The organism is Janthinobacterium salmonicoloratum, assembly GCF_051380845.1.
Lineage (GTDB): Bacteria > Pseudomonadota > Gammaproteobacteria > Burkholderiales > Burkholderiaceae_D > Janthinobacterium > Janthinobacterium lividum_F.
Genome location: NZ_JBNYXV010000004.1, coordinates 20,084 through 32,398, shown reverse-complemented (window position 1 = coordinate 32,398; position 12,315 = coordinate 20,084). Strand labels below are relative to the sequence as shown.

Genomic DNA, 12,315 nt, shown 5'->3' with positions numbered 1-12,315 from the left:
CCGTTACAGGCCGCAGGCGGCCTTGAACTGCTGCGCGCGGCGGCGCGACACCTCGACCACGCTGCCGTCCAGCAGCTGCAGGTCGAGGCCATCGGCGGCGTTCGTCACGAGCTGCGCCACCTGCGCCAGGTTGACGATCTGGCGCCGGTTGGCGCGCAAGAACAGGGCGGGATCGAGCTTTTCTTCCAGCTGGTTCAGGGTGCGCAGCATCAGCGGATGCTGTGTGCCGAAATGCACGCGCGTGTAATTGCCTTCCGATTCCAGCAGCCGGATATCGTCGAGCGCCACGAACCAGCAGCGTTCCCCATCCTTGATGAAGACTTTGCGCGGCGCGGGCGGCGGCACGGCTAGTGCCCGCGCGCCGGCACGCGCCAGCGCCGTGGCCAGTCGCGCCGCCTGCACGGGTTTTTGCAGGTAATCGAGGGCGCTCACTTCAAACGCCTGCAGCGCGTACTGGTCGAAGGCCGTGCAAAAGATGACGTCGGGAGCATCATCCAACGCGGCCAGCAGGTCGAAACCGGAGCCGCCCGGCATTTGCACGTCGAGCAGCAGCAGGTCGGGCCGCAGCTTGCCGATCTGCGCGACGGCGTCGGCCGCGCTGGCCGCCTCGCCCACGATGTCGACCGCACCGCGCTGCACATGCGGCGCCAGCAGCCGCCGCAGTTCGGCGCGCGCCAGGCGCTCGTCATCGACCAGCAGTACTGTGAGCGGCTGACCGTTCATGTTTGCTCCGGCAGGTGGATGGTGGCGTACACCCAGCCGGCCTGTTCGCGCAGTTCCAGGCTGGCGCGTTCGCCGCAGGCCAGCTGCAAGCGCTGGCGTGCATTGCGCAGGCCGACGCAGGTGGAGTTGCCTGGTTCGCGCAAGGCGCCCGTGTTGGCCACCTCGATCTGCAGCATGACGGCGCCGTCGGCAGGGCTGGAACGCCGTACCGCGATGCGGATGTCGGCGCCATCGGCGCTCGTTTCGACGCCATATTTGACGGCGTTTTCCACCAGCGTTTGCAGGGCCATGGGCGGCACACGCACGTGTTCCAGGTCGGGCGCGCTTATTTCGATCGCGAAGCTGACGCGCAGGCGTTCCTCGAAGCGTATCTGTTCGATGGCCAGGTAGGCGCGCACGGCGTCCATTTCGGCCGACAGCGGCACCGTGGCGTGCTGGCCTGATTGCAGCGCGTGGCGCATCAGGCCGGCCAGCTGGTCGATCATGTGCGCGGCTGCTTCGCGGTCTTCGAAGATCAGCGCGCGCACGCTATTGAGGCTATTGAAGAAAAAATGCGGATTGACTTGCGCCTGCAGGGCGCGCAACTGGGCATCCTTGGCCAGCACTTCCAGGCGCAGCGCCTCGGCCTCGAAGCGGCTGGCGCGGCGCAGCGACAGCGCAGTGAAGTAAAACACTGTCCAGGTCAGGAATACCCCGAACCAGAACAGCAACGCGCCGGGCAGCCAGGCGATGCCGCGGATGGTGTCCGGCGGATACATGACGTGGAAGGCGGCCGTCACGCTGGCCGTCTGGATGGCGGCCAGCACGATCAGCGACGGCACGATGCGTTTCCAGCGCAAGCCGTTCGCCGCCCAGCCGCGCCGGCGCAGGACGCCATGCCACAGGTGCGACAGCAGCAAGCCGCCCAGGGAACCCCAGCTGGCAATCGTCACGACGATGCGCAGCTGCGTGGAGCCGCCATACACGCTATTGAACAAGGTGAGCGCGCCCCAGCCGGCCAGCTGGAAGGTCCAGTACCAGTTGATCCTGGCCAGCGGCGGCCGGTGCAAGGGCGCGTTCACTGTCTAGTCCAGGAACTGTTCGATGCGCGCATACATCCAGTCCGGCTGGTCGTACATGATGAAGTGGCGCGCCGTGTCGGCCAGCGCGACTTTTACGCCCGGCAGCTGTGCATACTGCTGCTGGAAGGTCGCTTCGATGGCGGTGCGCGGCGCGTAATCCTTGTAGGCGATCCAGGTGCCCAGCACCAGCGTGGGCGACTGCACTTTCGCCACGTCCTGGCGCAGGTCGCTGGCCATCAGCGTGCCCATGGCCTTGATCACCGTTTCGCGGTTCGAGCGCTGGCCCCAGCCGATGATGCGTTCCACGTCGGCTGGCGCGCTGGCCATGCCGCTCACCGCGCGGCGCTGGCTCGCGGCGTAGGTGGCGTCATCCTGCGCGCGCATGGCCGTTTGCATCTGCGTTGACATGGCTTGCAATTGCGGCGGCGTGATGGACGGCAGTTGCGTCGCACCCAGCGCCGGCAGCGAGTCGACGATCACCAGCTTGCCTGTTTGGGCAGGATGGTCGATGGCCATTTTCAGGGCCAGGAAGCCGCCCAGGCTATGCCCGATGATGGCCGGTTGGCCCAGTTTTTGGGTGCCGATGTAGTCGGCCAGTTGCTGCTCGGCCTGCGCCAGCAAGTCGCCATCGATGGGCGCCACGCCGGCAAAGCCGGCCAGTGTCAGTACGTGGCATTGGCGTGCGGATTGCGGGCCGCACAGGCGCGCCACCGTGCCTTGCCAGACTTCGCCGGAAGACGCCAGGCCGGGAATCAGGATCAGGGGACGGCCTTGTCCGGTGACGTCGACCTTGAATGCGGTGGGCGCGGCGGCCTGGCTGGCGCCCGCCAGCAGCACGGTGGTGAGCAAGATGCATGTTTGCAGTGTTCGTTTCATGGGGTACTCCTCCTTGACGACCATGCTAGCGGCGCAGGCAAGAGGCCGCCAGTGCCGCGGGATGAGCGGCGCCAGGGCGGGATGAGTGGTTCAGAGCCACGCATCCTGGTCCTGGCAGTCGTCCGGAAGATAGGTCAGGTACTGCACCATGCGCGGCGCTGGGCCGCGGTTGGGCGTGGCGCAATGGGGCAGGGACTGGTGCCAGATGATGAAATCACCGGCCGTGCCTTCGACGGGCAAGGGCCGCAAGTCTTCGATGGCCCATTCGCGCGGCTGGCGGCCCGGCGGCACTTGCCGCAGCCAGTCGGCCATGTGCCGCTGGAAGCCGGGCACGCAGTGAAAGGCGCCGTGCTGCGCCGGACAGTCGCTCAGGTAGAGCATGCCTTGCAGCTTGAAGGGAATCGGCTGTTGCAGGCTGACGTCCCAGTGCAGGGCGCTGCCAGGGAAACGGTGCTGCGGCGTTTCCGGCGGATTGAAGCTCACCTTGTCGATGCTGGCGTAGATGCCGGCGCCGGCGCCGTATAGCTGCTGATAGGCGTGACGTATGTGCGCGCCGTGGCGGTTTTCCTCGAGGGCAGGATGGTCGGAAAACTGCAGCATCAGGCCCCGCTTGCCCGGATGCGGCTGGTACCACGATGCCGCATCATCCGGGCTGGCGCCCAGGTAGTCCCAGATGGCCGCCTGGGCGGCGGCGCACTGCGCGCGCGGCACGGCGCCGCGCAGCACCAGATAGCCGTGCTCCTCGAAATGGCGCAGCTCGGCGGCGGACAGCACGTCCTGGTGGGGACTGGCGGCGTGCGCCGGGCGTGGGCGCGTGCGCGCGGCGATCCAGTCCGTGTAGGCCTGCAGGGTCGGCCGTTGCTGATACAGGAAGTGCAGCGCGTCTTCCATCGAAATGCCGCGCGCGTACAGGGCCTTGATATCCCGGTGGTCGCGCGCCAGTGTGCCGCTGGCGTCGCCGTGTCCCGTGCAGCGTTGCCATAAATCGTGGAGGTGAGGCCAATCGTCCATGGTGTTTTGGGTAAGGTTGAAAAAATCAGCCAGCGCGCAGGCGGCGCCACAGGGTGGTGCGGCTGATGCCAAGGTATTGGGCGGCGGCGTCGCGGCGCCCGCCGAAGCGCGCCAGCACGGCGCTGGCGCTTTCATCTTCCAGGCGTGGCGCGATGGCGGCGGCCGGTGCTGGCGTCGGTGTCGGCGGCAGCGCCGGCGTGCCGGCGGCGTTGGCCAGTTCCGGCGCCACGCCCAGCACGAAGGCGGCTGTCAGCGCCTGCAGCGGTTCGGCGGCCAGGAACAGCGCCAGGCGCTCGGCCAGGTTGCGCAGTTCGCGCACGTTGCCGGGCCAGTCGTAGCGGCGCAGCAGCGGTGCGCAAGCCTGGATCTCCGCGTGCAGGTTGGGGTGCGGACGGGCGCCCAGCGCGGCCAGCGCGTTTTTCAGCGACCATTCGGTCAGGCCGGGAATGTCACTGGCGCGTTCGCGCAAGGCGGGCAAATGCAGGCGCAGCACGGCCAGGCGGTAGAACAGGTCGGCGCGGAAGCGTCCTTCGCGGATGCGCTGTTCCAGGTCGCAGTGTGTGGCGCTGATGATGCGCACATTGATGGCGATGGGCCGCGTGCCGCCCACGCGCACCACTTCGCGCTCTTCCAGCACGCGCAGCAAGCGCGTTTGCAGGGCCAGCGGCATTTCGCCGATTTCGTCGAGGAAGAGGGTGCCGTGGTTGGCCGCTTCGAACAGGCCTGCATGGCCGCCCCGGCGCGCGCCCGTGAATGCCCCATCCTCGTGGCCGAACAGTTCCGATTCCAGCAGGGACTCGGCGATGGCGCCGCAATTGATGGCGATGAAGGGCCGGTTGGCACCCAGGCTGCGCGGGCTTTCGCGGTGGATCGCCTGCGCCACCAGTTCCTTGCCGCTGCCCGTCTCGCCCTGGATCAGTACCGTCGCCGGCGAGCGGGCATACAGCACCACCGACTGGCGCAGCGCTTCCATCGCTTCCGATTCGCCGCGCAGGTCGTGCAGGCCGTGGCGTGCGCGCAGGGTGTCGGCGACCACCGCGCGCCGTCCGCGGTTCGATTCGATCTGGGTCAGGCGCGCCAGTTCCAGCGCGTCGTCGAAGGCGCGCCGGATGGCCGTGGCCGAATAGACGAAGACGGCGGCCAGTCCCGCCTCTTCGGCCAGGTCGGTGACGAGGCCCGCGCCGACGACGGCTTTTACGCCGGCCGCCTTCAGTTCATTGATCTGCGCGCGCGCGTCTTCCTCGGTGGCGTAGGTGCGCTGCGCGATCTGGAAGCCGAATGTGGTGGCAAATTCGGCCAGTTCCGGCATCGGGTCCTGATAGGTGACGACGCCGATGTGCGGCGAGATGCGCCGTGCGCGTGCCAGCGCCTGCATCACGTCGTAGCCGCTGGCCTTGGCGATGATGACGGGTACCGACAGCCGGCCTTTCAGGTAGGCGCCGTTCGAACCGGCCGCAATGACGGCGTCGCAGCGCTCGGTGGCCATGCGTTCGCGGATGTGGCGCACGGCGTCGTCGAAACCCAGGTTGATCGGTTCGATCGTCGCCAGGTCGTCGTATTCGAGCGTGATGTCGCGGAACAGGTCGAACAGCCGCGAGACGGAGACGGTCCAGATGACGGGTTTGTCGCGGTGGTCGAGCGGAGGTTGGGGAGGGCGGCGCATGCTTTATTCTAAACGATTTGTTTCAATTTTTTGCCATGCAACGGCGTTGCAACGGGCGTGTTGCAAGTGGTCTGTGGTGTTTCAGATATTGCCAATAAGGAATATGAAGAAACCGCCGGAAACTGGTTTATGATCTAGCAGCACCATGAAACCTGTGAAAGTTTTTTGTTCAGGTGCATGCTCACTTTGCCGTCAACCATCCATGGTGTCCATGAACCGCGTACCGACCAGTCCCGATTTCATCGCCGATGCCTTGCAATTGATCGCCTTGCCGGCCTGCGCCTGCGATGCCTGCGGCATGGTGGTGGCCGCAAATGGCGCCCTGGTCGCCCTGCTGGGCCGGGATGTGTCGGGCCGGCTGCTGGCCGACTGTTTTACGGGCGCCTACCGCGCGTCGAGCACCAGCATGTTGCGTGGCGCGCTCGGTGCTGCCGGGCGCGAGCGGCACTGGGACAGCAGCCTGGAAGGGGAGGCGGGCGCCATCGCCGTGCAGGTCTGGTCCAGGCCCCTGCTGGTGGACGACGGCTTGCCTGGCGCGACCCTGGTGTTTGCCGACATCCGCGTGCAGCAGCGCGACCAGCAAGCCTTGCGCAAGACCCTGCTCGAGCAGCAGGCCATCCTGGAAAGCGCGGCCGTCGGCATCGTCTTTTCCAAGGGCGGCTTCATCGAGGAGTGCAATATTCGCGCCGCCGAGATGTTCGGCTATGCGCGCCACCAGTTGACGGGCATGCCGGGCGCGGTGCTGTACCGCTCCGCCGAGCATTGCCGCATCCTGGGGCTGGAAGCGGCGCCGCTGCTCTCCAAAGGCAAGCCGTACCGTACCGAACTGGAATTGCGGCGCCAGGATGGCACCTTGTTCTGGAGCCGCTTGCACGGACGCGCCGTCGATCCCCTCAATACGCATGACGGCACGGTGTGGATCATCGAAGATATCAGCGACCACCGGCGCGACGAAGATCAGCTGCGCCGCGCCATGCTGGAAATGCAGGCCGTGATGGACAACGCGCCCCTGGCCATCGGTTTTCAGCGCGACAAGGGCGTGCTGCGCTACAACCGGCGCTTTGCCGAATGCTTCGGCTTCGATGGCGACAGCGGCGTGGGCCTGGCCGTCGCCGACCTGTACCCGTCGCGCGCGGCGTATGAAAATGTCGTCCGGCAGGCCTCGCCCCTGCTGCGGCGCGGCCAGCCGTTCCAGGGCGAGATGGAGATGCGCCGCCGCGACGGCTCCACTTTCTGGGCGCTGGCGTATGGCTATGTACTGAACCCGGAGAGCCAGACTGACCGCGGCTTGCGCGACACGATCTGGCTGTTCGACGACCGCAGCGCGCAGAAGGCGGCCGAGGAGGCGACGCGCCAGCTGATGCTCGAGCAGCAGGCCATCCTTGACAATGCCTCCGTCGGCATCCTGTTTTCCCGTTCGCGCCTGGTCCTGCGCTGCAATCCCCGCTTCGCCGAAATGTTCGGCTACGCGCAGGAGGAGATGACGGGCCTGCCCGCCGCCGAGTTGTTTCCTTCGTCTGTCGCCTACGAGGCGTTTGGCGTGCAGGCCACGCCGCTGCTGGGACAGGGCTTGCCGTACGAGCAGGATGAAGCGCTGTTCCGCCGCCGCGACGGCAGCCTGTTCTGGTGCCGCATCCGCGCCAAGGCCGTCGACCAGGCGCACAGCGAGCAGGGCGCCATCTGGATACTCGAAGACATCACGGCCAGCCGCCAGACGCAGATGGAAGTGGCGGCCATCATGACGAATGCCTCGGTGAGCATCCTGTATACCAAGAACCGCCTGATCACGCGCTACAACCTGGGGTTTGCCGCGATGTTCGGCTACAGCGGCGACGAGGCGCTGGGCTTGCCAGGGCGCGCGCTATACGTGTCGCAGCAATCCTACGACTTGCTGGGCGCGGCGGCCTTCCCCTTCCTGTCGGTGGCCAAGCCCTTCCAGACGGAAGTGGAAATGATGCGCCGCGACGGCAGCACCTTGTGGGCGCAGCTGATCGCCTATGTCGTCAATCCGGACGATCCCGCCGCCGGCACCATCTGGATCATCGAGGACCGTACGGAAGCCAAGCGCGCCGAAGAATCCCTGCGCAACGCGCTGCTGGAAAACCAGGCCATCCTCGACAGCGCCGTGCTGGGCATTTCGGTGGTGGAGGGCGGCTACAATTTGCGTGCCAACAGCAAGATGGAAGAGCTGTTCGGCTATGGGCCCGGCGAGATCAACGGCTTGTCGGTGCAAGCCTTGTATCCGGACGTGGCCGCGTGGAAGGCGGCGCGCGGCGAGACGGCGCGCGACTTCGAGGCGGGCAGGGTGCACATGTCGGAATATCAGCTGGTGCGCAAGGACGGCAGCCGCTTCTGGGCGCGCTTGTCCGGCCGGCCGTTTGACCTGGCGCATGCGCATGGCCGTTCCGTGTGGCTGGTCGACGACGTGACGGCGCGCCGCGAGGCGGCCGAGGCGGTGCGCCGCGCGCGCGACGAGCTGGAATTGCGCGTGCAGGAACGCACGGCCGAACTGGCCGGCGCCAACCTGCTGCTGCAGGGCGAGATTGTCGAGCGGCGCCAGGCCGAGGCGCGGGTGCACCACATGGCTTACCACGACAACCTGACGGGCTTGCCGAACCGCGCGCTGCTGTCGGACCGGCTGGAACGGGCCATGCTGGCCTCGCAGCGCTCCGGGCGCAAGCTGGCCGTGATGTTCATCGACCTGGACCGTTTCAAGACCATCAACGATTCGCTGGGTCACATGACGGGCGACCTGCTGCTCAAGGAAGTGGCCGCTCGGCTGTGCGGCGCCGTGCGCGCCAGCGACACGGTGGCGCGCCTGGGCGGCGACGAATTCGTCGTGCTGGTGCCGGGCATCCGCGGCGGCGAGGAAGCGGCCCGCGTGGCCGAGAAGATCATCGAGGCGCTGACGCCCGCCTTTCCGCTCGACGGCCATGTGCTGCATGTGACGCCGTCGATCGGCATCTGCATGTATCCGGACGACGGCGGCGATGTCGACGCCCTGATGCGCCATGCCGATGCGGCGATGTACCACGCCAAGGGCAATGGCCGCAATAACTACCAGTTCTTCACGCAGACGATGAACCAGGCGGCGGCCCTGCACTTCGACCTGGAAAGCAGCTTGCGCACGGCGCTGGCGCTGCAGCAGTTCGAACTGTTTTACCAGCCCGTCATCGATATCGCCACGCGCCGCCTGCATGGCATGGAAGTGCTGCTGCGCTGGCGCCGCCCCGGCCACGGCCTGGTGCTGCCGGACAGCTTCATTCCCATCATGGAGGAAAACGGCTTGATCGTGCCGGTGGGCGAATGGGTGATGCGCCAGGCCTGCGAGCAAAGCATGGCCTGGCAGCGCCAGGGCTTGCAGCCGGTGCCGCTGGCGGTGAATTTGTCGCCGCGCCAGTTCATGCACAAGGGCCTGGTGGCGGCCATCGGCGCCGTGGTGCGGGAAACGGGCATCGATCCGGCACTGCTGGAATTCGAGATCACCGAGACGGCGCTGATGCAGCATGGCGAGCATACGCTGGAGATTTTACGGCAGATCAATGGCATGGGCTTGCGGCTGTCGATCGACGATTTCGGCACCGGCTATTCCAGCCTGGCCTACCTGAAGCGCTTCCCCGTGAAGAAGGTCAAGATCGACCGCGCCTTCATCAAGGACCTCGAGCACAGCGCGGAAGACCGCGCCATCGTGGCGGCCATCATCGCGCTGGCCGACAGCCTGCAATTGTCGGCCGTGGCCGAGGGCGTGGAAACGGAAGAGCAGTTCGCTCTGCTGCAGGCGAAAGGCTGCCGCTATGCGCAGGGTTATCTGTTTTCCGCGCCGGTGCCAGCTGCAAATGCGCGATCGCTGCTGTAACGGTTGCCTGCTTAGTCGATGGTGGCGATGACGGGCGTATGGTCGGACGGCTGTTCCCACTTGCAGTGGTCCACCTTCGATGATGCCCGCATCGCTTAATCGATGGTTGCCACAACCGGCGCATGGTCTGAAGGCTGTTCCCATTTGCGGGGCACGCGGTCGATCACGCAGGACTTGCAGCGGGCGCTCAGGGCCGGCGAGAGCAGGATGTGGTCGATGCGCAGGCCCTTGTTCAGGCGGAAGCCCAGCTGGCGGTAGTCCCACCAGCTGAACGATTTGTCCGCCTGCTCGAACAGGCGGAAGGCGTCCGTCAGGCCGATGTCGAACAGGCGCTGCAGGGCGGCGCGTTCCTTGTCCGACACCAATACCTGGCCAGCCCAGGCGACAGGGTCGTGCACGTCGCGGTCGTCGGGCGCGATATTGTAGTCGCCGACGACGGCCAGTTGCGGGTGCTGCTGCGCTTCTGCGGCCAGCCAGTCGTGCAGGGCGGCCAGCCAGCCCAGCTTGTATTCATACTTGTCCGAGTCGACGCTCTGGCCGTTCGGCACGTAGGCGCAGACGACGCGCACGCCGCCGATGGTCGCGGCCAGGATGCGCTGCTGCGCATCTTCATAGAGGGGATTGTTCTTCACCACATCGGTGATCGGCAGCTTCGACAGGATGGCCACGCCGTTGTAGGTTTTCTGGCCGCTGAAGACCACCTGGTAGCCGGCCGCCTCGATCTCGGCGACGGGGAACTTGTCATCCGTGAGCTTGGTCTCTTGCAGGCAGAGTATGTCGACTGGGTTATCTGTCAGCCACTGCAGCACTTGCGGCAGACGCACTTTGAGCGAGTTGACGTTCCAGGTGGCTATTTTCATGGGATAAATCCTTGCTTGAATAGGTATCGATAGGCGCGAATCTTACCGCATGCGTGTCGATGGCGTCCTGCCTCGCTTGCCGGGGAGTGGTTTTGCTTACTGGCAGGGAAAAGGGGTCTTAATAAAGTATTTGTCTTTAACCAATCGTGACGCATGAATATTATGTTTTTGTGTATCATTGATCAACCCCTATGCTTGATTTGGCATAAGCGGCTGGCGTGGCAGGCCGCGTCCCGCCGTTTAACGCGACAAAGGTGTAAAGTTTCTCGCTAAAACGTAATAAAAACTACTAAAATGGCACAATGTAACAACTGTGTCATACGGCTTTGTTACAGCCTAGTTAAGAACCGAACAGGAAGCAGTTGTAATTAGTTGTAATTGCTATTCCGATTACATGACCACTGTGCCCGGGACGGAGCGTCAATTCCGTCCCGGGCGCCGCCAGACTTGTTATATAAATTGCAGTACTATATCTAGAGACTGTTTTGCGACATCAATAGATGGTACTATTTTGAAATGTTGCAGTTTTAATAGTGAGACTTGCGCGTAGCATTTGCAAAGGAAGAAAATGCGAACTGCATTTGAAGCGTGGGCGCAGCGTGACGGCCACATTGTGCGGCGAAGAGAAGACAAACCGGATGAGTACCTGATTTTCGAGACCCAGCGTCGCTGGGTTATCTGGCAGGCTGCTCTGACGCATGGCAAGACGGCTGCCAAGCCGCGCGTGAGCGCGGCCGAAAAGGCGGCGAAAGCCCAGCGCGCGCTGGAAATGTCTTCCGATGAAGCGACCGTACGCAACAAGGTGCTCAATGAGGTGCTCGACGCCTTCAGCGGCGCCGATGGCGCGGCCGGCATGGAAGGCATACTGAAAGTGATCCAGGGCCTGAAGATGAAGCAGAAGGCACTGGCCGACGACAAGAGCGAAGATTCAACGGCTTGAGGGGACGGCGATGCGTTATCGGCACTACAAGGGCGGCATTTATGAACTGGTGTGCGAAGCCACGCTGGAAGCGGATCTGACGCCGATGATCGTGTATCGCGCCGCCGACGGTTCCATCTGGACCCGGCCGAAAGACGTGTTCTTTCAACTGATCGAAGTCGAAGGCGTCATGGTCCAGCGTTTCGCTCCCATCAACTGATGGCCGCCTGCGTGCGTGCCCGGGATTCTCTTCATGCGTAAATTGCTGCCTGCCGCTTTGGTGCTGGGCTTTGCCTGCGCCGCGGCGCATGCCGAAACCATCGGTTCGGTCGACACGGTGTTCAAACTGATCGGCCCTGACCACAAGATTGTCGTCGAAGCGTATGACGATCCGCGCGTCGCTGGCGTCAGTTGCTATCTGTCGCGCGCCAAGACGGGCGGCATCAAGGGGGCCGTCGGCCTGGCCGAAGACAAGGCCGATGCGGCCGTGGCTTGCCGCCAGGTGGGGCCGCTGCAATTCAAGGGCAAGCTGCCGCGCCAGGAAGAAGTGTTTACCGAGCGTGCCTCGATCTTCTTCAAGCATGTGCGTGTCGTGCGCATGGTCGACAGCAAGCGCAATGCGCTGGTCTACCTCGTGTATTCCGACCGCTTGATCGAGGGCAGTCCGAAAAACAGCGTCACCGCCGTCGCCGTGCCCGGCGACCAGCCGATTCCCGTCCGTTAAGCGAGCGTCCCATGCGCGTACCATCGTCTGCCGCCCTTGCCGCCAGGACGCTGCTGCTGTTTGGCCTGGGCGGCTGCGCCACGCTGACGGGCAACACCGAGCAGATGGTGCTGGTGCAAACCATCCAGGACAACCGCGAATTGACCGGCGCTGGCTGCATCCTCAGTAATGATGTGGGCAAGTGGTTTGTCACCACGCCCGGACGCATCACCATCCGCAAGAGCCAGGAACCCTTAAAAGTCGACTGCCGGAAGCACGGCTCGCCCGCCATCGCGACGGACGACCATATCGACCCCAAGCTCAATGGCAGCGTCTGGGGCAATGTCATCCTGACCCTGGGCGTCGGCTATTTCGTCGACCGCAACACGGGCGCCGGCTTCGACTACCCGTCGATCCTGACCATCGTCATGCAAGACCCCGCGCGCCTGCCGCCGCCGCCCGCGCCCGTCGCCGTGAAACAGCCCCCGGCCGCAGTGCCGGAAACGGTGGTGCAGCCGAAAGTGGCACCATCGCCTTTGCCCAATTCCGTCGTCTACTGAATCAAATACACATAAAAAAGCCGCCAGGTCAGTGACCATGGCGGCTCTCTTCTTACTTAACGACGCCTGACAAAACCGTAGCG

At 64.7% G+C, this 12,315-nt stretch carries 11 protein-coding genes; 5 read left to right on the top strand and 6 right to left on the bottom strand.

The window, feature by feature from the left end:
• Positions 1-3: 3 nt before the first annotated feature.
• From ACQ4WY_RS19755 to prpR, 5 genes are all read right to left on the bottom strand, one after another.
• On the bottom strand, positions 4-723 hold the full coding sequence (locus ACQ4WY_RS19755) for a LytR/AlgR family response regulator transcription factor (RefSeq protein WP_436505481.1): 720 nt from the start codon (positions 721-723) through the stop codon (positions 4-6).
• Positions 720-1,784, bottom strand: coding sequence for a sensor histidine kinase (locus ACQ4WY_RS19750; protein WP_353658363.1), 1,065 nt, complete (start codon positions 1,782-1,784; stop codon positions 720-722). The genes ACQ4WY_RS19755 and ACQ4WY_RS19750 overlap by 4 nt, the downstream gene beginning before the upstream one ends.
• A 3-nt stretch (positions 1,785-1,787) precedes the next feature.
• Positions 1,788-2,660 (bottom strand): alpha/beta fold hydrolase, encoded by an 873-nt coding sequence (locus ACQ4WY_RS19745; RefSeq protein ID WP_436505480.1) that lies wholly within the window; start codon positions 2,658-2,660, stop codon positions 1,788-1,790.
• A 90-nt stretch (positions 2,661-2,750) separates the two neighbouring features.
• Positions 2,751-3,671, bottom strand: a complete 921-nt coding sequence (locus tag ACQ4WY_RS19740) for a phytanoyl-CoA dioxygenase family protein (protein WP_436505479.1) — start codon at positions 3,669-3,671, stop codon at positions 2,751-2,753.
• 25 nt (positions 3,672-3,696) lie between these two features.
• The gene (gene prpR / locus ACQ4WY_RS19735) at positions 3,697-5,334 is read right to left on the bottom strand and encodes a propionate catabolism operon regulatory protein PrpR (protein WP_436505478.1); all 1,638 of its coding nucleotides are present in this window, start codon (positions 5,332-5,334) and stop codon (positions 3,697-3,699) included.
• Between the two features lie 211 nt (positions 5,335-5,545).
• Here prpR and ACQ4WY_RS19730 point away from each other — a divergent pair, with 211 nt between their 5' ends.
• A complete protein-coding gene (locus tag ACQ4WY_RS19730) occupies positions 5,546-9,190 on the top strand; it encodes a sensor domain-containing protein (RefSeq protein ID WP_436505477.1) in 3,645 nt (1,214 codons plus the stop codon).
• Between the two features lie 95 nt (positions 9,191-9,285).
• Here the strand turns inward: ACQ4WY_RS19730 and xth are convergent, their stop codons facing one another.
• Positions 9,286-10,050: an exodeoxyribonuclease III gene (gene xth, locus ACQ4WY_RS19725; protein WP_436505476.1), complete on the bottom strand. Its 765-nt coding sequence runs from the start codon at positions 10,048-10,050 to the stop codon at positions 9,286-9,288.
• Positions 10,051-10,618: 568 nt separating this feature from the next.
• Between xth and ACQ4WY_RS19720 the strand changes: the two genes are divergently transcribed.
• From ACQ4WY_RS19720 to ACQ4WY_RS19705, 4 genes are read left to right on the top strand one after another with little or no spacing between them, the layout of a single operon-like run.
• Positions 10,619-10,990 (top strand): phiTE_015 family protein, encoded by a 372-nt coding sequence (locus ACQ4WY_RS19720; RefSeq protein ID WP_096234395.1) that lies wholly within the window; start codon positions 10,619-10,621, stop codon positions 10,988-10,990.
• 10 nt (positions 10,991-11,000) lie between these two features.
• Positions 11,001-11,189, top strand: a complete 189-nt coding sequence (locus tag ACQ4WY_RS19715) for a DUF1653 domain-containing protein (protein WP_034782199.1) — start codon at positions 11,001-11,003, stop codon at positions 11,187-11,189.
• A 33-nt stretch (positions 11,190-11,222) separates the two neighbouring features.
• The gene (locus ACQ4WY_RS19710; RefSeq protein ID WP_070219479.1) at positions 11,223-11,693 is read left to right on the top strand and encodes a CreA family protein; all 471 of its coding nucleotides are present in this window, start codon (positions 11,223-11,225) and stop codon (positions 11,691-11,693) included.
• An 11-nt stretch (positions 11,694-11,704) separates the two neighbouring features.
• Complete coding sequence (locus ACQ4WY_RS19705) at positions 11,705-12,232, top strand: hypothetical protein (RefSeq protein WP_436505475.1); 528 nt, start codon at positions 11,705-11,707, stop codon at positions 12,230-12,232.
• Positions 12,233-12,315: the final 83 nt, after the last annotated feature.

What these genes read in the sequence shown, in the direction of transcription:
- ACQ4WY_RS19715 (WP_034782199.1), top strand. Translation starts at nt 11,001, where the DNA reads ATGCGTTATCGGCACTACAAGGGCGGCATTTATGAACTGGTGTGCGAA.
- ACQ4WY_RS19730 (WP_436505477.1), top strand. Translation starts at nt 5,546, where the DNA reads ATGAACCGCGTACCGACCAGTCCCGATTTCATCGCCGATGCCTTGCAA.
- ACQ4WY_RS19740 (WP_436505479.1), bottom strand. Translation starts at nt 3,671, where the DNA reads ATGGACGATTGGCCTCACCTCCACGATTTATGGCAACGCTGCACGGGA.
- ACQ4WY_RS19710 (WP_070219479.1), top strand. Translation starts at nt 11,223, where the DNA reads ATGCGTAAATTGCTGCCTGCCGCTTTGGTGCTGGGCTTTGCCTGCGCC.
- ACQ4WY_RS19745 (WP_436505480.1), bottom strand. Translation starts at nt 2,660, where the DNA reads ATGAAACGAACACTGCAAACATGCATCTTGCTCACCACCGTGCTGCTG.
- prpR (WP_436505478.1), bottom strand. Translation starts at nt 5,334, where the DNA reads ATGCGCCGCCCTCCCCAACCTCCGCTCGACCACCGCGACAAACCCGTC.
- ACQ4WY_RS19755 (WP_436505481.1), bottom strand. Translation starts at nt 723, where the DNA reads ATGAACGGTCAGCCGCTCACAGTACTGCTGGTCGATGACGAGCGCCTG.
- ACQ4WY_RS19720 (WP_096234395.1), top strand. Translation starts at nt 10,619, where the DNA reads ATGCGAACTGCATTTGAAGCGTGGGCGCAGCGTGACGGCCACATTGTG.
- ACQ4WY_RS19705 (WP_436505475.1), top strand. Translation starts at nt 11,705, where the DNA reads ATGCGCGTACCATCGTCTGCCGCCCTTGCCGCCAGGACGCTGCTGCTG.
- xth (WP_436505476.1), bottom strand. Translation starts at nt 10,050, where the DNA reads ATGAAAATAGCCACCTGGAACGTCAACTCGCTCAAAGTGCGTCTGCCG.